The organism is Pseudarthrobacter lactosi (assembly GCF_055412785.1).
This window is the reverse complement of the sequence record NZ_JBVAYS010000004.1, coordinates 99,222-123,598: the sequence shown is the minus strand read 5'-3', so window position 1 is coordinate 123,598 and position 24,377 is coordinate 99,222. Positions and strand designations below refer to the sequence as shown.

29 protein-coding genes, 1 pseudogene and 1 riboswitch are annotated in these 24,377 nt (G+C 66.2%); of the genes and pseudogenes, 14 read left to right on the top strand and 16 right to left on the bottom strand.

Annotation, left to right across the window (positions count from 1 at the left end; genetic code table 11):
* Positions 1-2: 2 nt before the first annotated feature.
* A complete protein-coding gene (locus ACZY0Q_RS17725) occupies positions 3-728 on the bottom strand; it encodes a class I SAM-dependent methyltransferase (protein ID WP_463918790.1) in 726 nt (241 codons plus the stop codon).
* A gap of 344 nt (positions 729-1,072) precedes the next feature.
* On the opposite strand from ACZY0Q_RS17725, the gene ACZY0Q_RS17720 reads away from it, so the two are divergent.
* Positions 1,073-3,013: a DEAD/DEAH box helicase gene (locus tag ACZY0Q_RS17720; protein ID WP_463918789.1), complete on the top strand. Its 1,941-nt coding sequence runs from the start codon at positions 1,073-1,075 to the stop codon at positions 3,011-3,013.
* Between the two features lie 133 nt (positions 3,014-3,146).
* Here ACZY0Q_RS17720 and ACZY0Q_RS17715 read toward each other — a convergent pair whose 3' ends face one another.
* The 7 genes from ACZY0Q_RS17715 to ACZY0Q_RS17685 all read right to left on the bottom strand — a co-directional run bounded on the left by ACZY0Q_RS17715 (position 3,147) and on the right by ACZY0Q_RS17685 (position 7,662).
* Complete coding sequence (locus ACZY0Q_RS17715) at positions 3,147-3,797, bottom strand: MBL fold metallo-hydrolase (protein ID WP_463918788.1); 651 nt, start codon at positions 3,795-3,797, stop codon at positions 3,147-3,149.
* 10 nt (positions 3,798-3,807) lie between these two features.
* Complete coding sequence (locus tag ACZY0Q_RS17710; protein ID WP_463918787.1) at positions 3,808-4,803, bottom strand: aldo/keto reductase; 996 nt, start codon at positions 4,801-4,803, stop codon at positions 3,808-3,810.
* An 85-nt stretch (positions 4,804-4,888) separates the two neighbouring features.
* Entirely contained in the window at positions 4,889-5,527 is a 639-nt protein-coding gene (locus tag ACZY0Q_RS17705) for a nucleoside/nucleotide kinase family protein (RefSeq protein WP_463918786.1), read from the bottom strand.
* A 9-nt stretch (positions 5,528-5,536) separates the two neighbouring features.
* The gene (locus ACZY0Q_RS17700; RefSeq protein WP_463918785.1) at positions 5,537-5,926 is read right to left on the bottom strand and encodes a DMT family transporter; all 390 of its coding nucleotides are present in this window, start codon (positions 5,924-5,926) and stop codon (positions 5,537-5,539) included.
* Positions 5,926-6,249, bottom strand: coding sequence for a DMT family transporter (locus ACZY0Q_RS17695; RefSeq protein ID WP_248763758.1), 324 nt, complete (start codon positions 6,247-6,249; stop codon positions 5,926-5,928). The genes ACZY0Q_RS17700 and ACZY0Q_RS17695 overlap by 1 nt, the downstream gene beginning before the upstream one ends.
* Before the next feature lie 9 nt (positions 6,250-6,258).
* Positions 6,259-6,324, bottom strand: a riboswitch (guanidine-III (ykkC-III) riboswitch).
* A 72-nt stretch (positions 6,325-6,396) separates the two neighbouring features.
* Positions 6,397-6,927 carry a ferritin gene (locus tag ACZY0Q_RS17690; RefSeq protein ID WP_463918784.1) on the bottom strand — a complete coding sequence of 177 codons (531 nt, stop codon included), beginning with the start codon at positions 6,925-6,927 and terminating at the stop codon, positions 6,397-6,399.
* Positions 6,928-7,011: 84 nt separating this feature from the next.
* Complete coding sequence (locus ACZY0Q_RS17685) at positions 7,012-7,662, bottom strand: HutD/Ves family protein (RefSeq protein ID WP_463918783.1); 651 nt, start codon at positions 7,660-7,662, stop codon at positions 7,012-7,014.
* Positions 7,663-7,734: 72 nt separating this feature from the next.
* Here ACZY0Q_RS17685 and ACZY0Q_RS17680 point away from each other — a divergent pair, with 72 nt between their 5' ends.
* From ACZY0Q_RS17680 to ACZY0Q_RS17670, 3 genes are all read left to right on the top strand, one after another.
* Positions 7,735-8,574 carry an aminoglycoside phosphotransferase family protein gene (locus ACZY0Q_RS17680; RefSeq protein WP_463918782.1) on the top strand — a complete coding sequence of 280 codons (840 nt, stop codon included), beginning with the start codon at positions 7,735-7,737 and terminating at the stop codon, positions 8,572-8,574.
* Positions 8,575-8,663: 89 nt separating this feature from the next.
* A complete protein-coding gene (locus ACZY0Q_RS17675) occupies positions 8,664-9,263 on the top strand; it encodes a phosphoribosylanthranilate isomerase (RefSeq protein ID WP_463918781.1) in 600 nt (199 codons plus the stop codon).
* A 90-nt stretch (positions 9,264-9,353) separates the two neighbouring features.
* The gene (locus ACZY0Q_RS17670) at positions 9,354-9,755 is read left to right on the top strand and encodes a YccF domain-containing protein (protein ID WP_058930936.1); all 402 of its coding nucleotides are present in this window, start codon (positions 9,354-9,356) and stop codon (positions 9,753-9,755) included.
* Here ACZY0Q_RS17670 and ACZY0Q_RS17665 read toward each other — a convergent pair.
* From ACZY0Q_RS17665 to ACZY0Q_RS17655, 3 genes are all read right to left on the bottom strand, one after another.
* Positions 9,752-10,186: a VOC family protein gene (locus ACZY0Q_RS17665; protein ID WP_463918780.1), complete on the bottom strand. Its 435-nt coding sequence runs from the start codon at positions 10,184-10,186 to the stop codon at positions 9,752-9,754. The two genes, ACZY0Q_RS17670 and ACZY0Q_RS17665, sit on opposite strands and share 4 nt — an antisense overlap.
* A 60-nt stretch (positions 10,187-10,246) precedes the next feature.
* A complete protein-coding gene (locus ACZY0Q_RS17660; RefSeq protein WP_463918779.1) occupies positions 10,247-11,116 on the bottom strand; it encodes a DUF4031 domain-containing protein in 870 nt (289 codons plus the stop codon).
* A gap of 193 nt (positions 11,117-11,309) precedes the next feature.
* The gene (locus tag ACZY0Q_RS17655; protein ID WP_463918778.1) at positions 11,310-12,644 is read right to left on the bottom strand and encodes an FAD-binding oxidoreductase; all 1,335 of its coding nucleotides are present in this window, start codon (positions 12,642-12,644) and stop codon (positions 11,310-11,312) included.
* Positions 12,645-12,825: 181 nt separating this feature from the next.
* On the opposite strand from ACZY0Q_RS17655, the gene ACZY0Q_RS17650 reads away from it, so the two are divergent.
* From ACZY0Q_RS17650 to ACZY0Q_RS17625, 6 genes are all read left to right on the top strand, one after another.
* Positions 12,826-13,236: a TOBE domain-containing protein gene (locus ACZY0Q_RS17650; RefSeq protein WP_463918777.1), complete on the top strand. Its 411-nt coding sequence runs from the start codon at positions 12,826-12,828 to the stop codon at positions 13,234-13,236.
* On the top strand, positions 13,233-14,048 hold the full coding sequence (modA, locus tag ACZY0Q_RS17645; RefSeq protein ID WP_463918776.1) for a molybdate ABC transporter substrate-binding protein: 816 nt from the start codon (positions 13,233-13,235) through the stop codon (positions 14,046-14,048). Before ACZY0Q_RS17650 ends, modA begins: the two co-directional genes overlap by 4 nt.
* 35 nt (positions 14,049-14,083) lie before the next feature.
* Positions 14,084-14,941, top strand: a complete 858-nt coding sequence (locus ACZY0Q_RS17640) for an ABC transporter permease (RefSeq protein ID WP_463918775.1) — start codon at positions 14,084-14,086, stop codon at positions 14,939-14,941.
* Positions 14,938-15,999, top strand: a complete 1,062-nt coding sequence (locus ACZY0Q_RS17635) for a sulfate/molybdate ABC transporter ATP-binding protein (protein ID WP_463918774.1) — start codon at positions 14,938-14,940, stop codon at positions 15,997-15,999. The genes ACZY0Q_RS17640 and ACZY0Q_RS17635 overlap by 4 nt, the downstream gene beginning before the upstream one ends.
* Positions 16,000-16,068: 69 nt before the next feature.
* On the top strand, positions 16,069-16,734 hold the full coding sequence (locus ACZY0Q_RS17630; RefSeq protein WP_463918773.1) for a hypothetical protein: 666 nt from the start codon (positions 16,069-16,071) through the stop codon (positions 16,732-16,734).
* Between the two features lie 187 nt (positions 16,735-16,921).
* Complete coding sequence (locus ACZY0Q_RS17625) at positions 16,922-17,674, top strand: S1 family peptidase (RefSeq protein ID WP_463918772.1); 753 nt, start codon at positions 16,922-16,924, stop codon at positions 17,672-17,674.
* Between the two features lie 105 nt (positions 17,675-17,779).
* Here ACZY0Q_RS17625 and ACZY0Q_RS17620 read toward each other — a convergent pair whose 3' ends face one another.
* On the bottom strand, positions 17,780-18,025 hold the full coding sequence (locus ACZY0Q_RS17620) for a YciI family protein (protein WP_463918771.1): 246 nt from the start codon (positions 18,023-18,025) through the stop codon (positions 17,780-17,782).
* A 169-nt stretch (positions 18,026-18,194) separates the two neighbouring features.
* On the opposite strand from ACZY0Q_RS17620, the gene clpB reads away from it, so the two are divergent.
* Together clpB and ACZY0Q_RS17610 are read left to right on the top strand one after the other, a co-directional pair.
* Positions 18,195-20,849: an ATP-dependent chaperone ClpB gene (gene clpB, locus ACZY0Q_RS17615; RefSeq protein WP_463918770.1), complete on the top strand. Its 2,655-nt coding sequence runs from the start codon at positions 18,195-18,197 to the stop codon at positions 20,847-20,849.
* A 281-nt stretch (positions 20,850-21,130) separates the two neighbouring features.
* Positions 21,131-21,445 carry a GNAT family N-acetyltransferase gene (locus ACZY0Q_RS17610; RefSeq protein WP_463918769.1) on the top strand — a complete coding sequence of 105 codons (315 nt, stop codon included), beginning with the start codon at positions 21,131-21,133 and terminating at the stop codon, positions 21,443-21,445.
* Here the strand turns inward: ACZY0Q_RS17610 and ACZY0Q_RS17605 are convergent.
* Positions 21,430-21,819 (bottom strand): hypothetical protein, encoded by a 390-nt coding sequence (locus tag ACZY0Q_RS17605; protein WP_463918768.1) that lies wholly within the window; start codon positions 21,817-21,819, stop codon positions 21,430-21,432. The two genes, ACZY0Q_RS17610 and ACZY0Q_RS17605, sit on opposite strands and share 16 nt — an antisense overlap.
* Before the next feature lie 13 nt (positions 21,820-21,832).
* Positions 21,833-22,285, bottom strand: a complete 453-nt coding sequence (locus tag ACZY0Q_RS17600; protein WP_463918767.1) for a mycothiol transferase — start codon at positions 22,283-22,285, stop codon at positions 21,833-21,835.
* A 268-nt stretch (positions 22,286-22,553) separates the two neighbouring features.
* Here ACZY0Q_RS17600 and ACZY0Q_RS17595 point away from each other — a divergent pair, with 268 nt between their 5' ends.
* Both ACZY0Q_RS17595 and ACZY0Q_RS17590 read left to right on the top strand, forming a co-directional pair.
* Positions 22,554-22,697 carry a hypothetical protein gene (locus ACZY0Q_RS17595; protein WP_463918766.1) on the top strand — a complete coding sequence of 48 codons (144 nt, stop codon included), beginning with the start codon at positions 22,554-22,556 and terminating at the stop codon, positions 22,695-22,697.
* Positions 22,694-23,167, top strand: coding sequence for a DUF1990 family protein (locus ACZY0Q_RS17590; RefSeq protein ID WP_463918765.1), 474 nt, complete (start codon positions 22,694-22,696; stop codon positions 23,165-23,167). The genes ACZY0Q_RS17595 and ACZY0Q_RS17590 overlap by 4 nt, the downstream gene beginning before the upstream one ends.
* A gap of 49 nt (positions 23,168-23,216) precedes the next feature.
* Here the strand turns inward: ACZY0Q_RS17590 and ACZY0Q_RS17585 are convergent.
* Positions 23,217-23,549 (bottom strand): annotated as a pseudogene (locus ACZY0Q_RS17585) (GNAT family N-acetyltransferase); the annotation flags it as partial.
* 137 nt (positions 23,550-23,686) lie between these two features.
* Positions 23,687-24,376 carry an SDR family NAD(P)-dependent oxidoreductase gene (locus tag ACZY0Q_RS17580; RefSeq protein WP_463918764.1) on the bottom strand — a complete coding sequence of 230 codons (690 nt, stop codon included), beginning with the start codon at positions 24,374-24,376 and terminating at the stop codon, positions 23,687-23,689.
* Position 24,377: the final 1 nt, after the last annotated feature.

Sequence of the window (24,377 nt, the reverse complement as noted above, 5' to 3'; positions counted from 1 at the left end):
ACTCACGCCAGCCGGGTGGCGCGGAGTACGGTGTCCCCGATCACGGCCTCCTCGCCGTCCGGACCTGACGCCGCCCGCTCGCGTGTGGTGTTGACCTCCAGCTGCCAGCCCGGCGAGTCCAAGCCGAGTTCGGCGACGAGCTGGGCCGGGGTGTAGAACATCTCCGGCCTGGTGTGGTTTCCCCACGGCGGCAGGCGGTGCGGATGATGGCCCACGATCAGCAGTGTGCCGCCCGGCTTGACCGCCGCAGCCGCCGTCCGCAGCGGACCCTGCCACGCCAGGTGCGGGGAATGCAGGAACTGGGAGGTCACCAGATCGAAGGTTGCGGCGGGCTGCCACTCCTCCAGGTCACACTGTTCCCAGTGGATGCGGCTGGGAATTTCACCGGCTCCCTCGGCGTGCACACTCTCACGGTCCAGAGCCGATTTTTCGTGGGTTGCAGCCCGTTCCAGCGCGACGGCGGAAACGTCGACGGCGGTGACGGTCCAGCCTTGCTGGGCAAGCCAGATGGCGTCGGCCCCTTCGCCGCAGCCCAGGTCCAGTGCCTTGCCCGGCCTCAGTCCGGCGCCTTCGCGGACCAGTTGCGGGTTTGGTTTGCCGCTCCAGAACTTCGGCTTGCTCCGGTACCTTTCGTCCCATGCCTCGGCGGCACTGCGCTGCCGTGCATCCTCAGGCCGGGTGCCGCCGTCGTCCGTTGCGTGGTGGTGGTCCGCACCCTGTTCCGTCATGCCTCAAGCCTGCGCCTGCCGGGCACCCAAAGGCAACGTCCGCACCTCCTGCAACACGTAAGTGAAAGAGGCCCGAGCGCAGGGATGGTACGCTTAGGGGACTTGATGTGCAGTGATGCCCGCTTTGCTCCTGAATTTTATGGAGTCCCTTGATTTGGGAAGCGGGTTTTTTCATGTGAGAGGCACATCCTGCGTCGATGAACGCGTTCCATTTGGTCCCAGCCGCCGCCCTGAATTGGGCAGCAGCACGGTTGATCACCTGACTTTTCTTCGGCGAAACCCTTGAGCCAACCGGCATCGGGGGCCGATATCCGTATGGATACCGCCTGAAAGACCTTGAATATATGACTACTTTTGCTGCCCTTGGCACGCCCAAAGAACTTGCCGACACCCTCACCGCCCAGGGAATTGTTGAGCCGTTCCCCATCCAGGTCAAGACCCTCCCGGACACCCTGGCCGGACGCGACGTCCTGGGCCGCGGCCGCACCGGCTCCGGCAAGACCATCGCTTTCGCCATCCCGCTGGTGGCACGACTCGCTGCGCGGGAAGCCAAGCACTTCCGCAAGCCCGGCCGCCCCATGGGCCTGGTCCTCGCACCGACCCGCGAGCTCGCCACCCAGATCAACGCCACCATCGAGCCGATGGCCGAGGCCATGGGCCTGACCACCACCGTGATTTACGGCGGCATCTCCCAGGCCCGCCAGGAAAAGGCACTGCGCGCCGGCGTCGACATCGTCATCGCCTGCCCGGGCCGCCTGGAGGACCTGATCCGCCAGCGCATCCTGACCCTCGAAGGCGTCGAGATCACCGTCCTCGACGAGGCCGATCACATGGCCGACCTCGGCTTCCTCCCGGTGGTCAAGAAGCTCATGGACATGACCCCCAGCCAGGGCCAGCGCCTGCTGTTCTCCGCCACCCTGGACAACGGCGTGGACAAGATCGTCCAGCGCTACCTGTCCAACCCGCTAACCCACGCCGTGGACGAATCACAGGCCGCCGTGACCACCATGGAACACCACGTCCTGGTGGTCAACGACCAGACCGTCAAGAAGCAGCTGATCGTTGAGCTCGCTTCCGGTGCAGGCCGCCGCGTGCTCTTCATGCGGACCAAGCACCACGCCCGCAAGCTGGCCAAGACCCTGACCGACGCCGGAATCCCCGCCGTCGATCTGCACGGCAACCTCTCGCAGAACGCCCGTGACCGCAACCTGGCCGAGTTCTCCTCCGGTGACGTCCGCGTCCTGGTGGCCACCGACGTTGCAGCCCGCGGCGTTCACGTGGACGACGTTGAACTGGTAATCCACGTGGATCCGCCCACAGAGCACAAGGCATACCTCCACCGCTCAGGCCGTACAGCCCGCGCAGGTTCGGATGGCACTGTTGTCACGCTGACCCTCCCGGAGCAGCAGTCCGACGTCAAGAAGCTGATGAAGGCTGCCGGCGTCGAGGTCAACTTCGAGCGCGTTACCGCCAACTCCCCGCTGGTTGCCGAGCTCGTGGGCGAAATGGCTGACAAGATCGATCCGCGCACCCGCGCCGCTCTTCTGGCCAAGAAGTCCGCAACGCAGGGTGGCGGCACCTCCACGGGTGCCAACGCCGAGCGCAAGCGCGCCCGCCGCAGCCAGGAAGGCCCCACTGCCGGTGGCCGTGGCGGCCGTGGCGGACGCGGACGCGTCTCCGCTGAGCCGACGCGCTCCGATCTTCCCCGCGCCGAGCGCCGCGCTGTTGCCTACGAAGGCCGCACCGAGGCACGGGCAGCATTTGACCGTGTAGCTGAGCAGAATGAGGACCGCGCCATTGCAGCAGCAGCTGCTCGCCGCAATTCCCGCGGCCACGGCGCCACCGGCTCCACGCACCGCAACGACGTCCCCGCAGCAGGTGGCCGTGCAGCGGCTGGCCGCGGTTCAGACGGCCGTCCGGATTCACGCGTTACCCGCAGCGATGCTCCCCGTGGCGGCACGGGCCGCCCGGCTACCACCGGCGGACAGCGCGGCGGACGTCCGGCAACGGGCCAGCGCGCAGCCGGAGCCCGCACTGCAGGCGCCGGTGCAGGTGCCCGCACGGGTGGATCCGGCCAGGGTGGATCCGGCCAGCGCGCCGGAGCCTCCACGGGCAACGGCGGCAACGCCGGCAACAAGGCTGTTTGGTCCTCCAACACCGGCGGCACGTCCGGTGGCTCGTACGCCGGCAACGGCGGCGGCAATGGTGGCGGCGGTGGCCGTCCGGCACGCAGCGGTCCCCGCCGAGCGTCGGCTCCTGCCTCGAACGAACGCCGCAGCCGCTAGGAATCGTGTTTTCGCTACGTAAAGTAGCTGGCGATACGCAGAATGCCGGACGCGACGGATATATCCGCAGCGACCGGCATTTCGCGTAGCGCAAATCACGAAGCGCAGCGCCAGCCTGGAAGCGTTGTGAAAGCTACCAGCCGCGGGCGCGCCACTCCTCAAGATGCGGGCGTTCCGCGCCCAGGGTGGTGGGGCTGCCATGGCCCGGATGCACCACGGTGTCATCCGGGTAGGCCTCGAACAACCGCGCGGTGACGTCGTCCAACAGCGACGTGAACCGCGCCGGATCCTTCTGGGTGTTGCCCACGCCGCCCGGGAACAACGAGTCTCCGCTGAAAATGTGGGCAGGGCCTTCGGGGTCCTGATACACAAACGCCATGGATCCCGGGGTGTGGCCGCGCAGGTGCACGGCGGTCACGTCGAAGCCGTCGAAGTTGCCGACGTCACCGTGGTCCAGCAGTACGTCCACCTTCACCGCGAGTTCCGGGGCATCATCCGTTCCGGCTGCCGTCCTGGCTCCGGTCGCTTCCACCAATGCCGGCAATGCGCGGACATGGTCCCAGTGCTGGTGGGTGGTGGCGATGAGCGCCAGCTTGGGTTTGGCCGCCGTATCCGCGGCGGCATCCTGCAGCATCGCCTGGATGGCCGGGAGATCGTCCGCGGCGTCGATCAGCAGCTGCGCGCCGCTGGCCTTCGCGGTCAGCAGATACACGTTGTTGTTCATCTCGCTGACGGAGATGCTGCGGATGGTGATGTCGCGTAGGTCGTGAATGAGCGTATCCATGGGCTTCAGTCTATTCACGGCCCTGGGACACCCAGTTCGGGTCCGCCGAGCGGGAGCCGATGACGGCGTCCGCGGCCTGCTCCAGCGCCTCGAGTTGCGCCGGGGTCAGGTCCAGGGTGAGTGCGCCCAGGTTTTCGTCGATCCGGTGCGTCTTGCGCGTGCCGGGGATGGGGACCACGGTCAGTCCCCGCCGTTTGCCCTGCTCCAGAAGCCACGCGAGTGCCACCTGGGCGGGCGTAGCGGACAGCTCGGCGGCCACCGACCGCACGGTGGCAACCACTCCCTGGTTGGCATCGGCGGCGTCCGCGGCGAACCGCGGGATCCGGCGTCGGAAGTCGTTGGCTCCCAAACTCGAAGCGTCCACCGTGCCGGTGAGGAATCCCCGGCCCAGTGGCGAATACGGCACAAAGCCCACACCCAGGCTGGCCGCGGCAGGAACTACGTTGCGTTCCACGTCACGGCTCCAGATGGACCATTCGCTTTGGACCGCGGCAATGGGGTGCACGGAGTAGGCTTCGGCCAGCTCCTGCGCGGTCACCTCTGACAGGCCAAGGTGTTTGACCTTGCCCTGCTGCACCAGCCCCGCCATGGCCTCCACGGTTTCCACAATCGGAACGCGGAGGTCACGGCGGTGCATGTAGTAGAGGTCGATCACGTCCGTGCCAAGCCGCTTCAGGCTGGCATCGACGGCCTGCCGGACGTAGGCGGCATCACCCCGGACGTCCGTATAGCCGTCAGCCGGCGAGCCCACCAGGGAAAACTTGGTGGCGAGCTGCACTTCGCCCCGGCGCTCCTTCAATAGCTGCGCGATGAGTTCCTCGTTGCTGCCTCCGCCGTAGATGTCCGCCGTGTCAATAAAGCTGACGCCGGCATCCACCGCATGATGCAGCGTTTTCAGGGCGTCGTGTGGGTCAACCTCGCCGTAGACCGGGGTGAGGGCCATCCCGCCGAAGCCCAGGGGGCTGACGGTGAGGCCGTCGCCGAGGTGTACCGATGGTGCCGTCATGGGGGCGCTCCGTTCGTTGTGAACTCTCGTCCCAGCCAAGAACCCCGACCCCTGCCCCAGTATTCCTAGACAGTGCCCAGTATCCCTAGCAGGCGTCCTGGCCCCACGGGATGATCCGGTCGGCGCCCTGGCGCGTGGCTGCGATCATCACAGCGTTCGCCTCATCGGGTCCCGCCGCCCACTCCTCCGCCGCGGTCCGCTCCATGCCGAATTCCACATGCCGGTCCACCAGCCGCGCCAGCCGCAGGGCGGGAGGGGTGTCCATGAACCAGACCTCATCCAGCTGCGCCCGGACCTCTTTCCACTCGGGCGTCTCGGCCAGCAGGTAGTTTCCTTCGGTGATCACCAGCGGCACTGACGCCGGGACCGCGATGGACGCCGCCACCGGCTCATCCAACGTCCGCCGGAACTCCGGTGCGTACACCACTGCCTCGTCCCGGCGCACAAGCCGCTGCAACAGCGACAGGTAGCCGCCGACGTCGAACGTGTCGAGGGCACCCTTTCGCTGCCGCAGCGGTGTGCCGTCAATGATGGAGTTGCCCAAGTGGAAGCCATCCATCGGCACCACGACGGCGAGGCCGGCGCCGAACTCCCGCTGCAGCCGGGCCGCGAACGTGGACTTGCCGGAGCCGGGCGCGCCGGTGATGCCCAAAACGGTCCGCCGGCCTCCGTCGAGTCTGTGCCGCAGGGCGGCGAGTGCGTGCTGTACCTCGGGGGAGTCCATGGCAAAAGCCTAAACCGGCCGCTGGTCCTGCCCGGTTTTCGCGGGCACGGACGGGACGGCGGCAGGTGAAGCCGGCAGGGACTTCAAGCCCGCGGCACAGCCCACAATCCCGGCGATGAAGAGCACCTTCAACAGGCTGAAGGGTTCGACGCCGGTGGCCATGGCCCAGCCCACTGTCAGGGCAGCGCCGATCCCCACCCAGACGGCGTAGGCCGTGCCGAGCGGAATGCTGCGGATGGCCAGGCCGAGACCGATCATGCTCAGCGTGGCCGTCACGGCGAAAACAAGCGTGGGCAGGGGGCGGGTGAAGCCGTCGGACTGGCCCAGGGCGGTGGCCCAGACGGCTTCCAGCACCGCAGAGGCCAGCAGCATCAGCCAGGCAGCGGAACGCTTGTTCATTACGCCACCACCTTCAGGCCAACCACGCACGCGGCGATCCCGGTCAGCAGCAGGAGACGCGCCGTCGTCGGACGTTCCGCCTTGGTGATGATCGCGTAGGCGGAGGTCAGCACTACGCCCACGCCCACCCACACGGCGTACGCGGTGCCGGTGGGGATGGACTGCATGGCGATGGCGAGGCCGGCCATGCTGGCGAGGACGGAGACCAGGAAGAGGAGGGCGGGGGCGAGTCGGCGCCGGCCGGAAGCCTGGAAGGTCCGGTGCAGGGCAGCGGCCCAGACGGCCTCCAGTGCTCCGGAAAGAATGAGGATTAACCACGACATGACAGATCCTTTGGCCAGTCTTGTCGCGTGCCGGGTACTGAACCGTCGTCCGGAGGGTCCTGTGCGGAGCCTTGAACCCAGCATAGCAACGCCCGACGGCGGGTGGCCGGGTTGGTGGCCAACCTCACCGCCGGGCGGGGCAGGACCTTAGAGAGCGCCGCCGGCAGTCTCCGGCGCGGAGGAGTCGCGGCCGCCGTTGCCCACGGTTTCGCGGGCGATGAAGTTCTCGATGTCGAACAGGTTGTCCGCGCGCTCGGCGATGTTCAGGAGGGTGGTCATGGAAGCGACCTCCTCCACCTGCTCCTTGAGGAACCAGAGCATGAACTGCTCGCCCAGGGCGTCGTCCTCGGTGCGGGCCGCACGGAACAGTGCCTCGATCGCGGCCGTGACTTCCTTCTCCTGCTGCAGTGCCAGGGCCAGCGGCTCGGTCACGGAGGAGAAGTCGTTGCGCACGGTGGGGACTCCCGGGATGGTGAACTCAATGTCGCGGTCCAGCATGTACTGCACCATCATCATGGCGTGGTTCCGCTCTTCCACCGACTGCCGGTAGAAGTAGCGTGCCAGCTGCGGGAGATCCTGGTTGGCGAACCAGGTGGCCACGGCAATGTACTGCTGCGAGGCCGCGAACTCGTTGCCGATCTGGGTGGACAGGAGTGAGTTAAAGGGTGTGGAGGTCATAGCCAGAGTCTAGGAGCGCCCTGCGCCGCTGACCAGTGTGGAAAGGCTCAGATAACGAAGGCGAGGCTAGCCTGCAGGCCTGGATCAGGCACTCACGCGGTCGATCGAAACCACGGCCAGGAAGCCGCGGCCCAGGACCTCGGGGGTCCGGTTATCGGAGCCGACGACGGCGTCATAGCGGTTGAGTGCCTCGGGCTCGGTGGGTGCCGGGGCGGCTGCGTCGCCGTCGGCTGCGTCGGCTTCGGCGGTCTCTGCGGTCTCCGCGCTGACGCTGAGGGTGCCCGCGCTGACGGTGGCCTGGCCCTGCAGCAGCACAGCGAGCTGGCCCTCAAAAACCGGGTGCGCGCGCTTCTTGGAGAGCTCGATGATGGACGTGAAGCCCTTGAATGAACCAGTCCGGGCGATGACATTGAGGTCGCGGATGTCCCCGGTGGGCAGGGCCCCATGCGCAGCAGCCTCGCCCGAGAACCTGAACGGCCGGTACTTCTCCAGCGGGTGCTCGGCGCCGTCCACGGTGAGAAGGAGCAGTTCGCCGTCGATCACGGTGAGCACACGTTCCATGCCCGGGAACGCCGAGAAATCCCCGGCCTTGCTGACATCGGCGATGCTGACTCGCCAGTCCCAGGCGCCGTCCTGCGCCGAGGCGGCCTTCGGGTGGCTGGCAAGCTCCCGGGTCACCCCGCCGCCGTTGCGCCACGGTTCGGACCTGAGTTCTGCGAAGCGGATGATCTCCATCGGACCAGCCTAGTTGTTTGGGCGACCCCTCCTGTGTTTGGGCGACCCGGCCACGCGTGCCATGCTGGGCGAATGCGCCAGGGAATCACCGAGGAACAGAGCCGGCTGCTGAGATCCTGGCTTGGGGAATTCAGCGTGGTGCGGGATCACTCCTGGCCACTGCAGGACACCAACGTCCTCCACGTCGCCACACGGCCGGGCGAAGAATTCATCGTCAAGGCGAGCACCGCAAGCCACCATATACACCGCGAGATCGCCGCCCATGCCCGCGGTTTCGAAGGGCTCCACGGCCGCGTACCGGTGTTGCGGCACGCCTCGGGGGAGGCAGGGATCCTGGTGACGGAATTCCTGCCGGGGATCCTGGTTGAGTGGACACCGGCCGAGGACGAGCCGGAAACGTACCGCCAGGCGGGGGAGCTGCTGGCGAGGATTCATCGGCCCGCAGGGGAATCGTCCACCTACGCAAAAGCCCTCACGGCGAAGACCCGGGCATGGATGGAACGCGCTCAAGGGCTGCTGCCGGAATCGCAGCTGGACAGCTTTGAACAGGAGCTGGATGCACTGCGGCCGGGCGTGGTGCAGCTCGTGGCAACGCACGGCGATTACCAGCCAAGGAACTGGCTCCAGGACAACGGCCAGATCAAGGTGATCGACTTTGGCCGCGCCGAACTGCGTCCCTGGGTGCACGATCTGGTGCGGCTCAGTCACCAGCGGTTCGTCCAAAGGCCCGACCTGGCGGACGCGTTCCATGCGGGTCTCGGCAAAACGGTGGCACCGGCGGACGCGGACGTGTGGCGGCTGGAGAACCTGAACCAGGCCATCGGCACGGTGGTGTGGGCCAACCAGGTGGGCGACACGATGTTTGAACGGACTGGCCGCACCATGGTGGAACGCGTGCTGTCCGGCGCTTGAAATAGAACCACCCAACGTCGGCACAGGGGGCACTTGCCTGTTACTCTCCTCCGGGGGGAGTACGCGAAGACAGCCTGAAGGAGCCCGGAATGTTCGTCAAAGTGTGTGGACTCAGTACGCCCGAATCCGTCCGTGAAGCAGTGAACGCCGGGGCGGACGCCGTCGGCTTTGTCCTCACCGCGAGCCCGCGGGTAGTCTCGCCGTCGCAGGTTTCCACTCTTCTGGCCGATGTGCCGGAAGAGGTACTTGCCATCGGCGTTTTCCGGCATGAACCTGTCGCCGATGCCATTGCCATCGCCCGTGCCGCCGGACTCGAGTGGGTCCAACTCCATGCAGACCTCACCCCCGAAGACGTCGCAACAGTTCACGACGCCGGCATGAAGCTGATCAGGGCGGTCACCATGGCAGCCACTGCGGACGCGTTCGCCAACTGGGGCGAGGAACTCCTCCTGATTGACGCCGCCGTGCCCGGCTCCGGAGAGTCCTGGGACTACGCTTCCATGGTGGATGTGACGGCGCTCCAGGACCGCAAATGGCTGCTGGCCGGCGGGCTGGACCCGGACACCGTGGCGCACGCCGCCGCAGCCTCCGGCGCCTGGGGCGTGGACGTCAGCTCCGGCGTCGAGGTTTCCCGTGGCGTGAAGGACCTGGCGAAGATCCGGGCCTTCGTGAAAGCGGCCAAGGGCTGAGTCCCGGTCCACGTTCCAGGTCCAAGTTTCAGGGTCCAATCAGGGCAGACCCCTACGTCTTTGTCAGACCCCGCGGGGCACAATGGACAGATGAAGACTCTGCTCAACATCATCTGGCTGGTATTCGGCGGACTCTGGCTTGCCCTGGGCTATTTCCTGGCCGGCATCATCTGCTGCCTGCTGATCGTCACCATTCCGTGGGGCATCGCGTCGTTCCGCATCGCGGCGTACACGCTCTGGCCCTTCGGGCGCATGGTGGTGGACAAGCCGGGCGGAACGGGTGTGTTCTCGCTCCTGGGGAACGTCATCTGGCTGGTGGTGGCCGGCATCTGGATCGCGATTGGCCACGTGGTCACGGCCATTGCCATGGCAGTCACCATCATCGGCATCCCGCTGGCTATCGCCAACCTCAAGCTCATCCCCGTCAGCCTGATGCCGCTGGGCAAGCAGATCGTTCCCACCAACAGCCCGTTCGTTACCGCTTACCGCTAGCCAGCGGCGTTCGGAGGGGTTTCGCTGAACCCGGGGACCAGTCCTTGGGCTTCGAGCTCCTCTGAACGCAGCGCACGCAGCACACAGAACTCGTTGCCGTCCGGGTCAGCCATGACCACCCAGGTGACGCCAGGTCCCTGCCCGACGGAAATGCGCGACGCGCCAAGGACTTCCAGCCGCTGCACTTCCGCGGCCTGGTCGTCCGGGCGCAGGTCCAGGTGAAGCCTGTTCTTGAGCTCCTTGCGCTCGGGCACCTTCAGGAACAGCAGGTCCGGGCTGACACCGTCGGCCGGGCTGCCTGCGGGCGGCTCCAGCACGATTTCGTCGTCCACCTCGTACGTGCGGCGCCACCCGAGGGCCTTCTCCCAGAAATCGGCCGGCACTTTGGGGTCGGTTGAATCGATGCTGATGGCCTGGATGCGTAGGTTCATCCGAGCAGTCTTGCACCGGCCGCGTCGACCGTAAAGGCTTCCGGCGGTTGCGCGGAAGCGTCAGGCCAGCTCGCCCTGCAGGTTCCGGCGGGCGGCGTCGAGCCACAGTTCCCGTGCGCGGTCGCTGTGGAACAAGGGGTCCAGTTCCAGCAGATGACGGACGACGGCGGCGCGGCCGGCTGCGAAGTCCGCGTCACCGATGTGCGCGTAGTCTTCCCGGACGGCCGCCACATACCTGGCGTACGGCTCAGGTTCGCCGCCGAGAACCGACAGGTCCGCGTCGCAGAGGAGGGCACCGTCGTCGTCCCCTGGTTCCGGGCGATGGTCCGACGTCAGCCTCACCAGCCGGGCCACTTCGTCGATCTCGGACGCCGGGAGACCTGCGTCCGCGAGACGCTCCTCGGCGAGACGGGCCGATTCCTCCTCGTCCTGGCCGGCGACCCCGCGGTAGACGGCGTCGTGGAACCAGGCTGCGAGCAGCACGGTCCGTGATGGATCGGCGGGGTCCGCGAGCAGGTCCAGGGCCTCCAGTACTGCCAGCAGGTGCGTGCAGCCGTGATACCGGCGGTGGTCCTCGCTCCACCGGTCCAGCAGGTCCAGGAAGAGGGCGTCGTGGCCGGGCATGATGGCTTCCCAGCGGTTCAGCAGCGGCACTTTGAGGGACTTGTTGCGCTGCCGGGCCGGGATGCGCAGCCCGCTGGCGATCAGCTTGCGGACCAGGATCCGGGCCTCTACCGGGATGGCGCCCGCGGCTACGAGGTCATCGAACCGGCGCTCGGCGACGTCGTAGTGGTCACCGTCGAACGCCCGGTCCGGGATGCCGGCCGCGGCGGCGAAGGCGTGCAGTTCGGCCAGTGATGAGTCCGAGATGAGGTGCGAAAAATGCGTGCCGTGGGCTGGCCACAGCGGCGGATCAAGGTAAATCGCCATGGGGGAAGTCTAGTGCGGCACTGCTCTGCGCCGGGGCCACACGCTCCTGCCCGGTTACCGGCGGGCGCGGCGGCCAATCCGGGCAGACACGCCGTCCTCCACGGTGTGTCGCAGTGTGTCGCGGCAGGCAACTGGGCAGGAACGCGCTTGGCAGTCCGGCACACCCCGGGTCACGAACGGCATCAGGAACGAGTCAGGAGCCCGCCGGCAGGATGTTCTGGTTGCCTTGGAAGACGTTCCGCGGATCGAAGTCCCGTTTGACCCTGGCCAGCCGTGCATAGTTCCCGTTGCCGAACGCGGCACGGATGCGCTCCTGGCCTTCGTTGCCGATGAAATTGAGCCACACGCCGCCCGATGCATAGGGCGCAATCTTGGCGCGGAAGTCCTTCACCCAGGCCTTGGCCAGCTCGCCTTCCTCGGGTGTGGGGGAGATGCCGTAGGGGTGGCTCACCCAGGCCGCGTTCCGGTTGATCAGGGGAGTGGCTGCCCCCGCGTTGCCGCCCACCGCGCCTCCCCACCGGGCGATGAGCTGCTGGGACGTGGCATCGGGGAGGTTGTGGGCCGACTCAACAAAGAGGTCCAGGGCCGCATCGGGAAGTTCGTCGTGGTAGTCCGCGCTCCAGTAGTTGTAATGGTCCGGCGGATCGTCGATGGAGCCGTTGAACTCTGCATACGGTGTGTCAGCAACCAGGTCAACGGCCGGCCCGAGCTCGCGGAACGGCCGGGCATGTTCGGAGCCTTCCTCCGCCTCACCCGCGTAGACGTAGCCGATGGCGACGGCCATTTTTCCCACCAAATGCCCAGGCACAAACGGCTCCGGCGGAGCGGTCAGGTACAGCAGCCCCAGCCCGACGCCATCGGGGGCTGCGAGGGCCAGGTCCCGGTACGCGCGGGAGACGTCCGTGGCCTCTTCGCCGGGCCACAGCCATAGACCGGCATGCACCGTGGGGCCGAGCCGGTGCGCCTGGAAGGTGAAGGACGTGGCCACGCCAAAATTGCCGCCGCCGCCATGGAGGGCCCAGAAGAGTTCGGGGTTTTCCCGGGCGCTCGCGGTGACACGATCGCCGTCGGCCGTCACCAGGTCCACAGAGACGAGACTGTCGCAGGCGAACCCGAAGGAGCGCTCCAGCCAGCCGGATCCGCCGCCCAGGGTGAAGCCGGCGACGCCGGTGGTGGAGGCCCGCCCGCCGGTGACGGCCAGGGCGTGCTCCTGGGTGGCGTGGTCGAACTCGCCCCAGGTGACGCCCGCCCCGGCGGTGACGATGCCGGATTCGGGGTCCACGTCGATCGACTTCATGGGCCGGACATCGATCACCAGGCCGTCGTTGTTCATGGACATTCCGGCCACTGAGTGGCCTCCGGCACGGACGGCAATGGCGAGGGAATTTTCCTGTCCATAGCGCAGGGCCTCGGCCACGTCCGCGTCATTGGAACACTGGGCAATCACCGCCGGCCGCCGGTCAATGCTGGCGTTGAAGACCTTCCGGGCCGGGTCATAGTCGGGGGTGTCAGGCCAGATCCACTTCATCACAAACGCTCCTCAGCGACTGCGGCCCCTCCCCTTCCCCATAGCGTAGGACTTCGGCCCGGGACGTTCCATAGGCAGCCCAAATGAACCCTCGAACGGAGCAAAACCGGCGGTGACGTCGTTTTCGGATACGCGGTGAAAACTGATAATAAAACCCGCAAATGCGGACTAGAATCATGAAATGCCCACTATTCGCGTATCCGAAGCCGCCCGGTTCCTCGGCGTCAGTGACGACACCGTCCGGCGCTGGACAGAGAACGGCAGCCTCACCCCGATCAAGGACGACGCCGGCCGGCTCGCCGTCGACGGACTGGAACTGGCAAGGCACGCCCACAAGCTCGCGCAGCTTCCCGACGACCCGCACCGTGCAGGGAGCTCGGCACGCAACAGGTTCGTTGGCCTGGTCACTGGGATCACGGCGGACAAGGTCATGGCCCAGGTGGAACTCCAGTGCGGGCCGTTCCGGGTGGTGTCGCTGATGAGCAGTGAAGCCGTGCGTGAGCTGGGCCTGGAACTAGGGTCCGTGGCCACCGCGGTGGTCAAAGCAACCACAGTCATCATCGAAACCCCGCACGGAAAGAGCATCATTTGAGCACCCGCACACTTGCGAGAGCCGTCGTTATCGCAGCCGGCCTCATATTGGGCCTGGCCGCGTGCGCGCCGGCTTCCACGACGCCCACGGCCTCGCAGTCCGCCGGCTCGCAGTCCCCGGGCGCCACCGGTCAGGTGTCCGGGACCATCACGGTGTTCGCAGCCGCGTCGCTCAAAAGCACGTTCACCAGGCTGGCCAGTGACTTCGAGGCGAAGAACCCGGGCACCGAGATTGTGCTGAGCTTCGCCGGGTCCTCGGACCTGGTCACCCAGATCACCCAGGGCGCGCCGGCGGATGTCTTTGCCTCCGCCGATACCAAGAACATGACCAAGCTGGCCGATGCCCAGCTCCTGGACGGGAGCGCGAAGAACTTCGCCACCAACGTCCTGGAGATCGCCGTCCCGCCGTCCAATCCGGCGTCGATCGCGTCCTTCGCCGACCTGGCCAAACCCGGCGTCAAGGTGGTTGTGTGTGCCAGCCAGGTTCCGTGCGGGGCCGCAGCGGACGCCGTGGAAAAGGCCGCGGGCGTGACCCTGACGCCGGTCAGTGAAGAATCATCCGTGACGGACGTTCTGGGCAAGGTCACCTCCGGCGAGGCCGACGCCGGCCTGGTCTACGTCACCGACGTCAGAGGCGCCGGTGACAAGGTCAAGGGAATCCCGTTCGACGAATCCGGCAAGGCTGTCAATACCTATCCCATCGCCACAGTAGGCTCAAGCCGGAACAAGGAACTGGCGGCAGCCTTCATCGCCAGCGTCACCGCAGCCAATGGGCAGAAAACCCTCAGCGCGGCCGGCTTCGGGGCACCGTAGCGCCCCGCCCCGCAGCACCCGCCCCCGAGGAGACCATGAAACAGGCCACGAATTACGGCGGCATCCCGCGCTGGATTTACGTCCTCGCGGCTGCCGGCGGACTGTTCGTGGTGCTGCCGCTGGCGGCCATGGTGGCCAAGGTCAACTGGGCCCAGTTCATCCCGCTGATCACGTCGGAAGCGTCGCTGCAAGCCCTTGGGCTGAGCCTGCGTACGTCCGCGGCCAGCACCGTCCTGTGCATCGTCCTGGGCGTGCCGCTGGCCCTGGTCCTGGCCCGCGGCAGCTTTCCCGGCCAGCGCTTCCTCCGCTCCCTGGTCCTGCTCCCGTTGGTCCTTCCGCCGGTAGTGGGCGGCATCGCGCTGCTTTACACCTTCGGGCGGCAGGGGCTGCTGGGCCGGACACTGGAAGTTGCAGGCCTGCAGATCGCATTCTCGACGACGGCGGTAGTCCTGGCCCAGACCTTTGTCGCCCTTCCGTTCCTGGTGGTCAGCCTCGAGGGCGCCCTGCGGACCGCCGGGAACCGGTATGAGGCGGTGGCTGCGACGCTCGGCGCGGGTCCCACCACGGTGCTCCGCAGGGTCACCCTTCCGCTCGTACTGCCGGGCCTCGCGTCCGGCGCGGTGCTGTCCTTCGCGCGCAGCCTGGGCGAATTCGGTGCCACCCTCACCTTCGCCGGCAGCCTCCAGGGAGTGACCCGGACCCTGCCGCTGGAAATCTACCTGCAGCGGGAAACGGACGCGGATGCCGCCGTCGCGCTTTCCCTGGTCCTCGTGGCGGTGGCAGTGGTTGTGGTGGCCCTCGCGTACCGCAGTCCCCGCGCCGCTGAGCGGGCCCCCGAACCCAGCGGCGAACGTACGACGCCGGCGCGTGCCGCGGGCGGTGAAGCCAGGTGACGTTCTCGGTTCAGGCTGCCGTGGCTGGCCGCGGGTTCGACGTCTCCCTCGCGCTGGGGCCGGCCGAAACGGTGGCCGTTATGGGAGCCAATGGCGCGGGCAAATCCACCCTGCTGAACGTCATCGCGGGGCTTCTGCACCCGGACTCGGGCTCTGCCGAACTGGACGGCAGAACCCTGTTTGACCTCACCGCAGGCCGCGCCGAATGGACGGCACCGCACAGGCGCGGCACGGCGCTCCTGGCCCAGGAACCGCTGCTGTTCCCGCACCTGAGTGTGCTGGAGAACGTGGCCTTCGGGCCCCGGAGTGCAGGCGCGTCAAAGCAGGCCGCCCGGGAGTCCGCCCTGCGGTGGCTCGCGGAAGTGGAGGCCACGGAACTTCAGGGACGCCGCCCGGCCGAGCTCTCCGGGGGCCAGGCGCAGCGCGTTGCGGTGGCCCGGGCGCTTGCCGCGGACCCCGGCCTGCTGCTCCTGGACGAACCGATGGCTGCGCTGGATATCCATGCCGCGCCGCTGCTGCGGCGCCTGCTCAAGCGCGTGCTGGCCGGCCGGCGCGCCATCATCATCACGCACGACGTCCTCGATGCCCTAATGCTGGCCGACCGTGTGGTCATCCTCGAAAACGGGCGGATCAGCGAGGAAGGCCCAACCCGCGAAGTCCTCCAGCGCCCGCGCAGCCGGTTCGCAGCGGGGCTCGCCGGGCTCAACTTTGTGGCCGGCCGGATCACCGAACACGGTCTTCAGGCTGGCGGCCTGAACCTCTACGGACACCGCGACGCAGCCGCCCCGCTCCCCGCTGGGCAGCCGGGAGTAGCTGTCTTCCCGCCGTCGGCCGTTTCCGTTTTCCCCAGCGAGGCGCATGGCAGTCCGCGGAACTCCTTCGCCGTGACCATTACCGACCTGGAGCCGCACGGGGACGGGATCCGGGTCCGCGCCGGGGAGGGCGGGCAGCTGAGCGCGGACATCACCCCGGCGGCCTCCGTTGACCTTGGGTTGGCCCCGGGGATGCAGGTCTACTTCGTGATCAAGGCCGGCGCTGTGGCCATCTACCCCGGCTGAACGGCATGAGAATCCGCGGGTAGGCTGGTCAACGTCGTCCGGACGCGGCGGCGGTATTGGGGGAGAACCATGAAGAAAATTACGACGGCGGCTGCCGTACTTGCGCTGCTGGCGGGCCTGTCCGGGTGCAGCCTGTTTCCGTCCCCTCCACCACCGCCGGACATCGCCCCGGCCACGCCCATGTCCGTGCTGCCGCCGGAGTGCCCTTTTGTGGGCCGGGATGACGTGTCGCCGGTCCGGATCCCCAAGGGCACGCCGCGTGAAACCATCGGCAGCGTCCTCAACGCCTACAGCGGCTGGCTCAACGCCGGCTCCGAGCTGGTCACGGCCTGGAGTCCGGGCAAAGCCGTCCCGGCAAACTGCGTCGCCGACCTCGCGGCCAGAAACTCCGAGGCCTACTCGAGCACGCTGTTCACCACCCACAGCGACGTCGCGTGGCAGGAATACTTCGCGGCGGTGAAGGTGATGAACCAGCAGAACCTGGCGGCGGTCCGCGTTGCCGAGCCGGGGACCGGCAGGCGCGGGACGTTTGAGCTGTTGCAGGAGATCGATTCGAGCGCCACGGACAGCGGGACGTTCCTGAAGTTCGACGCCGTCTACCGTCCCACCGTTGCCGGGCAAGGCGGCTGGGAGGATCTGGACAAGCCGACCCGCTGGTATGTGGAGCTTGTCCCGGCGGGGGAGTTCCTGGTCATCAACTACATCGAAACCAAGCCGGCAGCCGGCTATCCGTGAGTCCGTCCGGGCTGCCCCCGGAAAACTTAGTTGACTGATTCTGTCATTTAACGTGACAGACTTCACATCCGGCAGTAATGTCGCCTGTGGATCGCCCGCACCGATGGCCGGTCCATCCACTGGAACTGACCCGGCTGACTGCTGACCGCTGATGGCCGCGGGTCCACTTGCGAAGGAGCTACCCGCTTTGAAGATCGCCCGAATGCTGGCCACGGCCGCAGCAACCGCTGCCCTGCTGACCCCCTTGACCGCTTACGCCGCACCCGCCACCGGCGGTGATTCGGCCAGTCCGGACATTGCCGGCGGCACCACCACCACGATCTCCGCAGCCCCGTACGCCGCGCAGATTTCCTTCGATTCCACCGGGACCAACGTAGGCTGCACCGGCAGCCAGATCTCCGCGAGTTGGGTCATCACGGCCAAGCACTGCAACTCAACTTCACTGAAGTCCGTCCGGTTGGGCACCACGTACCTGGAAACCGGCGGAACGGTGAAGACGGTGGCCGCGCGTTATGCCTCCAGTACCGGCGATGTCCTGCTCCTGAAGCTCTCAACCCCGCACTACGGCTCATATGTGGGGCTCTCCAGTTCGTTCCCGGCCACGGGCGCCTCGGCCAAGGTCTACGGCTGGGGTGACCAGACCGAAGGTGCGGGCACCATGTCCTACTACCTCAAAACGGCCAACGTCACCGTTGCCGGACAGGGCGCGGACACCTACGGCGGGCCTTCCGTTCGGACGCAGTCACAGAGCGGCCACACGCTGGGCGGCGACTCCGGCGGCCCGCTGATCGTCAACGGCAAGCTGGTGGGAGTGCTCTCAACCTCCAGTATCCTGCCGCCGCAGAACCCGTCCGACTACACCCGTTACTACAACGACCACGCCTCGATCGCCAGCAATCTGTCCTGGATCACCAGCGTCTCAGGGGTTGCCGGCTCCTGACCTCTCGGCAGTTCTGATCGGCATGAACAGACCACCGGGCGGGTGGCTCCTTGGGGGAGCCGCCCGCCCGGAGTTTTTAACCCGGAGCTCTTAATCCCTGGTGCGCTACATCCCCGGGATGTCGAGCATTTCGTGGATCTGGATGGTGGCGCCTTCGCCGGACATGAAGTGCGGGTGGCCGTCCATCAGGGCAACGGCGGCGTCCAGATCCTCGGCCTGGATGATGCTGTAGCCGCCCAGCGTTGCCTCGGCGTCGGCGACGGACGAGCCGTCCATGACCTTGGTGGCGCCCCGCGGTGTGCCGAGGTCCACAATGCCGTCGCCGGCTTTGGCCGCCCAATCCATCCACATTTTCATGCTGCTGCGGCAGGGGTGCCGGGCCCGGATTTCCACTCGACAGTGGACGGCTCTGGACAGGCAGTTCGCCGTCGGCAAACATGGGGCGTAGAGGGCACATCCTCAAAGTTGAGCGTAGTAGACTCAACTTAGCGAACATGCGCATCCCCGGAAGGAGCTCTCTTTGGACGTCAAATTCACCACCAAGAGCCAGGAGGCTCTTTCGGCAGCAGCCATGAACGCCTCCACGGCCGGAAATCCCCAGGTGGAACCCGCCCACCTGCTCAAGGCGCTGATGGATCAGCGGGAGGGCGTCGCCGTCGCGCTTCTCCGCGCCACGGGCGCGGACCCGGACGCCGTCAGCGTGCAGGCGAGCGGCGCCATTAAGGCGCTGCCGGCAACGTCAGGCGGCTCCACGCAGCAGGCCCAGTTGTCCCGGCCCGCGCTGCTGGCAATCCAGAACGCCAAGAACGAAGCGGACCGGCTGGGCGATACGTATGTCTCCACCGAGGTGCTGCTGCTGGGGCTCTCTGCCGGGAGCGACGCCGTCGGGCGGTTAATGCGCGACGCCGGTGCCTCCCATGAAGCGCTGCTCGCCGCCCTGCCGGGTGTCCGCGGCGACCGAAAGGTCACCACGCCGGACCCGGAGAACACCTTCCAGTCGCTGGAAAAGTTCGGCACGGACCTCACCGCGATGGCGCGTGCGGGCAAGCTGGACCCGGTGATCGGCCGCGACACCGAGATCCGGCGCATCATCCAGGTGCTGAGCCGGCGCACCAAGAACAACCCCGTGATCATCGGTGAGCCGGGGGTGGGCAAGACCGCCGTAGTCGAGGGGCTGGCCCAGCGGATCGTGGCCGGCGATGTCCCGGAAAGCCTGCGCGGTAAAACGCTGATCGCCCTGGACCTCGCGTCCATGGTGGCCGGCGCCAAGTACCGGGGTGAGTTCGAGGAACGCCTCAAGGCCGTGCTGGAGGAGATCAAGAATTCGGATGGGCAGATCGTCACGTTTATCGACGAGATCCACACCGTGGTGGGCGCCGGTGCTACGGGCGAGTCCTCGATGGATGCCGGCAACATGCTCAAGCCCATGCTGGCCCGCGGTGAGCTGCGGCTGATCGGCGCCACCACGCTGGATGAGTACCGCGAGAATATCGAGAAGGACCCGGCACTGGAGCGCCGGTTCCAGCAGGTGTACGTGGGAGAACCCAGCGTGGAGGACACCATCGGGATCCTCCGCGGCCTCAAGGAACGCTACGAGGCGCACCACAAAGTCACCATCGCCGACTCCGCGCTGGTGGCCGCCGCAACCCTGTCCAATCGCTACATTTCCGGCCGCCAACTGCCGGACAAGGCCATCGACCTGATGGATGAGGCCGCCTCCCGGCTGCGGATGGAGATCGACTCCGCGCCGGAGGAGATCGACCAGCTGCGCCGTTCCGTGGACAGGCTCACCATGGAGGAGCTGGCCCTCGCGAACGAGAAAGACGCCGCGTCGGTGGAGCGCCTGGCTGCCCTCCGTGCGGACAAGGCGGACAAGAGCGAGGAGCTGGACGCGCTGAATGCCCGCTGGGCGGCCGAGCGCGCCGGGCTCAACCGGGTGGGCGACCTGAAGGCCAAACTCGATGAGCTCCGCTCCACGGCGGACAAGGCGCAGCGCGAAGGCGATCTGGAGACGGCGTCGCGGGTACTCTATGGCGAGATTCCGGCAGTGGAGCGGGAGCTCAGCGCCGCCGCCGCAGAAGAGGCGGTGACGGAAAAACCCGCCCAGATGGTGGCTGAACAGGTCACCGCGGACGACATTGCCGAGGTCATCTCTGCGTGGACCGGCATTCCCGCCGGGCGCATGCTGCAGGGCGAAAGCCAGAAGCTGCTGCATATGGAGGAGGAACTCGGCAGGCGCCTGATAGGCCAGTCCAAGGCCGTGGCAGCGGTGTCCGACGCCGTCCGCCGTGCCCGGGCCGGCATCAGCGATCCCAATAGGCCCACCGGTTCGTTCCTGTTCCTGGGCCCCACCGGCGTGGGCAAAACGGAGCTTGCCAAGGCGCTCGCGGACTTCCTCTTTGACGACGAACGCGCCATGGTGCGGATCGACATGTCCGAATACGGCGAGAAGCACTCAGTGGCCCGGTTGGTGGGTGCCCCTCCGGGGTACGTCGGCTATGAGGAGGGTGGCCAACTGACGGAGGCCGTCCGCCGCCGGCCGTATTCGGTGATCCTGCTGGACGAGGTGGAAAAAGCCCACCCGGAGGTCTTTGACATCCTGCTGCAGGTGCTCGACGACGGGCGGCTCACCGATGGGCAGGGCCGTACCGTGGACTTCCGTAACGCCATCCTGGTGCTCACCTCGAACCTGGGCAGCCAGTTCCTGGTGGACCAGACACTCGCTGCCGACGCCAAGCGGGACGCCGTGATGGCCACTGTCAATGCCTCCTTCAAGCCCGAGTTCCTGAACCGGCTGGATGAGGTGGTGCTGTTCGATGCCCTGACCGTGGACGAGCTGTCCCACATCGTGGAGCTGCAGGTGGCCGAACTCGGTAAGCGGCTGTACGACCGCAGGCTGACCCTGGAAGTGTCCGAGGGTGCCCGCGCCTGGCTGGCGATGTCCGGGTTCGATCCCGCATACGGTGCCCGGCCGCTGCGCCGGCTGGTACAGAAGGAGATCGGCGACCGCCTGGCCAAGGCCATCCTCTCCGGCGACATCGCGGACGGTGACACGGTGCTTGTGGACACCGCGACCGACGTCGACGAACTCACCATCGAAGGACTCGAGGCGCTCGCAGGGCCCGACGGTGGTGCTCCCGCCGGCACAGGGCTGGTGGTGCGGCGGAAGGAGTAGGCCGGGCTAGCCGGAGCGTCTCGCGGAGAAGTGAGTGGGGTGCTGCGGGCACCTGGCCAGGCATGCTTGGGGCGCCTGTAGGCTTCGTAGGTGATTCCCCGAAAGACGTCCCGTCTTCGATTCCGTCAGATGGCTTCAGTGGACCTGGACAACATGGCTGCGCTTCTGAATGATCCTGTTGTGATGGCCTATTACCTTGCGCCCAAGACGCGGGATGAGCTGCTCAATGGATCGCCTGGAACGAAGCGAACTACGCCACGCACGGTTACGGCCTTTGGATCGTGGAAACCCTCGATGGCGAGTTTTTGGGCGACTGCGGACTTACCTGGCAGCAGGTCAATGGTCGAAGCGAGTTGGAGGTCGGATTTCATATCCGGGCGGACTCGTGGGGCCGGGGATACGCGACCGAAGCGGCGGCGGCGTGTAAGGAATTCGCACGTGACGAACTCAACGTTGAGCAGCTCGTCGCCATTATCCATCCAGAAAATATGGCTTCTCGTCGGGTGGCCGAGAAAATTGGCATGATCCACATCGAGAACGATCATGGCGGCACCATAGCGACCCGGATGGTTTTCGGAGTTCAACTGGAGGCATGAGGCGCGACTATTACCTGGACGTCGTCTTCGTACAACAGCCGTCCGGGATCGTTTGAGTGAAGCACTTGCCACTCAACGCCGTACCGGCTTAGAAGGTCCGTGTAGAACCCAACGTGGACGAGCAAATGCCCGGCTGTGCACTTGAACCAAGCCTCCGCTGTTGGATTGATTTCATGGTCGTAGATCGATTTATCCACCGTCGACGGGTCCAGGTAGGCGGAGTCGTAATGGTCGTTTGAGCGCCGCCAGGATGCCCAGTCCTGGCTGCTGAGTCTGCCGCCGCGTGCTAATCCGTTGGCGAGATTAAAGATGCCCGGATGGCGTCCACGGCTATTGGGAATGCCTGCCTGGTAGCGCACATACGTTGATTCCATGGTCCCCAGCCCATCAACCGCCCGAAATTTGGAGGCCGCCGGCTATATCGTTCGCTTGACGTGCAGCGGCTTCAACCCGGGATCGATAGGCAGTCCATTCCTCCGACGTACGGCTTGGCACGTTCGGATCTTGCGGCCCGTTGCCCGCTGTGCCGTCGATCAACTCGCGCAAAATGTCGGCATGCCCTGCATGCCGGGCCGTCTCGACGCACACGTGAACCAGGATCTGATGAAGGGTTACACGTCGGCGCTCCGGCGTCCACCAAGGTACGCCACCTGCAGAATCGAGGCTGAGTGACTCTATCGTCGCGTCGCTACGACGAGCGGAGAAATGGTAGAAGTCAATGATGTCTTCCCGGCTCTCGTCGGCCGTTGCCCACATGTCATCGTCGGCCGCCCCGGCATCGGACAACCAGGGCACGTCCCGGCCGTGGGGCCTACCGAAGACGTCGGTGAAGTATTCCAATTGCACGCCTCCGACGTGCTTGACGAGCCCGAGGAGGTTGGTTCCCGTGGGGGGTCATCGGCCGGCGAATGTCGTACTCGCCGAGACCGTCCAGTTTCGCGAGAAGGTCTGCCCTTCGAAGGCGAAGGTACCCAAGCAAGTCACCCTTTTGATCCATGTCCCTCACTCTGCCGTAGGGCGACGCCTAAAACCGCAAACAACATGGCGGTTATCTGACGTAGGCTTTCAACCGTCCGAACGGGACCGCAACTTCTTGGGGGAAGAACACATGGATATTGTCCTGGCTGCCGTTTTTGCGGCCATTTTCTTTTATGTCCTCTATGGGGTCATCCGGGCGGCGACGCGGGACGGAATCATTGCGGCCCGGAAGGCCGAAAGGGCTGACGCTACTCGAACTGACGGCTCCGTGTGACCAGCCCGGACCTACGGCGGTGGCCTCCCAGTGACCGCAAATACCGTCGCTCAGAAGTCACAGCCGTAGTCGGAGGTGGTGACGATGTTTGGCAGCGCGCCGCATCTGATGTGCTCCGTTGGAGGGTCAAAACCGCGAGCGGGTTTGACGTTGACACCACTGGGCCGGTGTCGCCGGGCGACCGTGTGGTGATTCGGGCGCGCATGTTGGGCTTCACCGTTGTTGAGCCAGTCGAAGTGGTGGCTGTTGTGCAGGAGCCCAACCGAAGCGGTTTCTCGTACCGGACGATGCCAGGGCATCCTGTCAACGGCGAAGAGGCGTTCATTGTCCACCGTCGTGGCGACGACGTGCACCTCACCATCCGCTCACTGACCCGGGCGGCCGCTCGGCAACCATGGCGAGTGCTCTACCCCCTCCTGCTGGTGGCACAGCGAGTCGTGCGGAGACGATACCTGCGGTCTCTCCGATGAGTTGTGCGAACTGGTTGCCGGTGTTCACCGTCATCTCATAGCAGGCGTCCTAGCTCCCGTACTCGAAGCGTTTGACGAGCAGTTCCTCGGCAGGAGCAAACCCATACCTGGCATAGAAGGTCTGTGATTCGGCTGAAGGGGAGAGGACCATTCGTGCTGCCCTGATGCTCTGTGAGAATTGAAGCGCCGCCTCCACGAGCCGGCCTCCCACTCCGCGGTTGCGATATTCGGCAGCGACGAACGCGTTGCCGAGATACACCCAGCATGTCGACTTCCTGCCGGGTTTGGGCATCCGTTCAAAGACCATGAGATTCAGCATTCCTATAAGCGTGCCGTCCAGCTCTGCGACGAACATGGTGCGCGCGTTATTTTCCTGCCAGGCTCGATAGTCACTCTCAAAGTCCGGATCCTAGGTCCATTCCCCCTGTTTGTTCCGCAACCCACGCGGCCCGCAGACGGATGAGACCGGCCGTTTCGGGGGTGTTTGCACGGCGAATGATGAGCATCCGCCTACTTTAGCTACCACGCAAGGTCCTGTTCCCCGAGCGAACAGAAATGCGGCGAGGTGGGGTCGCCAGAGTCGACGAGTTTTCTCAGCTGCGCGGCAGCGGTGCCGGGATCCTTGGACGCGTCAGGCTGTCCCATGTCGGTTGCCAGTTTGCCCGGGTGCACCGCCCAGCAGCGGACGCGCCCCTGAAGGTCCTGAGCCAACGCGATGGTCAGCATGTTCTGCGCAGCCTTGGAGATCTTGTAGGCATAGCTGGTCTTCAGATCCGCGAATGTACCGCTGGCCTGGGCTGACAGGGAACCCAACCGTGAGGTCATGTTGATGATGATCGGGTCCGGCGCCGCCAGGAGGTTCGGCAACAGGAACTGCACCAGCCGCAGCGGACCCGCGGCATTCACATCGACCGCGTTCAGAACCCCTGCGGCCGGAATGGATCCCAGCTCACCGTGGGGCGCTCCTTGCGCCGCGTTATTGATCAGCAAATCGACCGGGCGGCCGTTCAGGACTTCCAGAAGCTCGGAGGCATCGTTGGACCGGACATCGTGCCGCACGGTTACCACGTCGGATGTGGTGGCCCCGGGGTCCGGCAGTTCCGGTGAACGCGTGAGGGCGATGACACTCCAGCCGCCCTCCGAGAACTCCTTCACGAGGGACAGGCCCAGCCCTCGGTTAGCGCCAGTAACGACAGCCAGCTTCTTCATC

Bases quoted from the DNA above. Each gene is read 5' to 3' on its own strand.
- ACZY0Q_RS17725 (WP_463918790.1), bottom strand. From the start codon at position 728: ATGACGGAACAGGGTGCGGACCACCACCACGCAACGGACGACGGCGGC.
- ACZY0Q_RS17720 (WP_463918789.1), top strand. From the start codon at position 1,073: ATGACTACTTTTGCTGCCCTTGGCACGCCCAAAGAACTTGCCGACACC.
- ACZY0Q_RS17715 (WP_463918788.1), bottom strand. From the start codon at position 3,797: ATGGATACGCTCATTCACGACCTACGCGACATCACCATCCGCAGCATC.
- ACZY0Q_RS17710 (WP_463918787.1), bottom strand. From the start codon at position 4,803: ATGACGGCACCATCGGTACACCTCGGCGACGGCCTCACCGTCAGCCCC.
- ACZY0Q_RS17705 (WP_463918786.1), bottom strand. From the start codon at position 5,527: ATGGACTCCCCCGAGGTACAGCACGCACTCGCCGCCCTGCGGCACAGA.
- ACZY0Q_RS17700 (WP_463918785.1), bottom strand. From the start codon at position 5,926: ATGAACAAGCGTTCCGCTGCCTGGCTGATGCTGCTGGCCTCTGCGGTG.
- ACZY0Q_RS17695 (WP_248763758.1), bottom strand. From the start codon at position 6,249: ATGTCGTGGTTAATCCTCATTCTTTCCGGAGCACTGGAGGCCGTCTGG.
- ACZY0Q_RS17690 (WP_463918784.1), bottom strand. From the start codon at position 6,927: ATGACCTCCACACCCTTTAACTCACTCCTGTCCACCCAGATCGGCAAC.
- ACZY0Q_RS17685 (WP_463918783.1), bottom strand. From the start codon at position 7,662: ATGGAGATCATCCGCTTCGCAGAACTCAGGTCCGAACCGTGGCGCAAC.
- ACZY0Q_RS17680 (WP_463918782.1), top strand. From the start codon at position 7,735: ATGCGCCAGGGAATCACCGAGGAACAGAGCCGGCTGCTGAGATCCTGG.
- ACZY0Q_RS17675 (WP_463918781.1), top strand. From the start codon at position 8,664: ATGTTCGTCAAAGTGTGTGGACTCAGTACGCCCGAATCCGTCCGTGAA.
- ACZY0Q_RS17670 (WP_058930936.1), top strand. From the start codon at position 9,354: ATGAAGACTCTGCTCAACATCATCTGGCTGGTATTCGGCGGACTCTGG.
- ACZY0Q_RS17665 (WP_463918780.1), bottom strand. From the start codon at position 10,186: ATGAACCTACGCATCCAGGCCATCAGCATCGATTCAACCGACCCCAAA.
- ACZY0Q_RS17660 (WP_463918779.1), bottom strand. From the start codon at position 11,116: ATGGCGATTTACCTTGATCCGCCGCTGTGGCCAGCCCACGGCACGCAT.
- ACZY0Q_RS17655 (WP_463918778.1), bottom strand. From the start codon at position 12,644: ATGAAGTGGATCTGGCCTGACACCCCCGACTATGACCCGGCCCGGAAG.
- ACZY0Q_RS17650 (WP_463918777.1), top strand. From the start codon at position 12,826: ATGCCCACTATTCGCGTATCCGAAGCCGCCCGGTTCCTCGGCGTCAGT.
- ACZY0Q_RS17640 (WP_463918775.1), top strand. From the start codon at position 14,084: ATGAAACAGGCCACGAATTACGGCGGCATCCCGCGCTGGATTTACGTC.
- ACZY0Q_RS17630 (WP_463918773.1), top strand. From the start codon at position 16,069: ATGAAGAAAATTACGACGGCGGCTGCCGTACTTGCGCTGCTGGCGGGC.
- ACZY0Q_RS17620 (WP_463918771.1), bottom strand. From the start codon at position 18,025: ATGTGGATGGATTGGGCGGCCAAAGCCGGCGACGGCATTGTGGACCTC.
- ACZY0Q_RS17605 (WP_463918768.1), bottom strand. From the start codon at position 21,819: ATGGAATCAACGTATGTGCGCTACCAGGCAGGCATTCCCAATAGCCGT.
- ACZY0Q_RS17595 (WP_463918766.1), top strand. From the start codon at position 22,554: ATGGATATTGTCCTGGCTGCCGTTTTTGCGGCCATTTTCTTTTATGTC.
- ACZY0Q_RS17580 (WP_463918764.1), bottom strand. From the start codon at position 24,376: ATGAAGAAGCTGGCTGTCGTTACTGGCGCTAACCGAGGGCTGGGCCTG.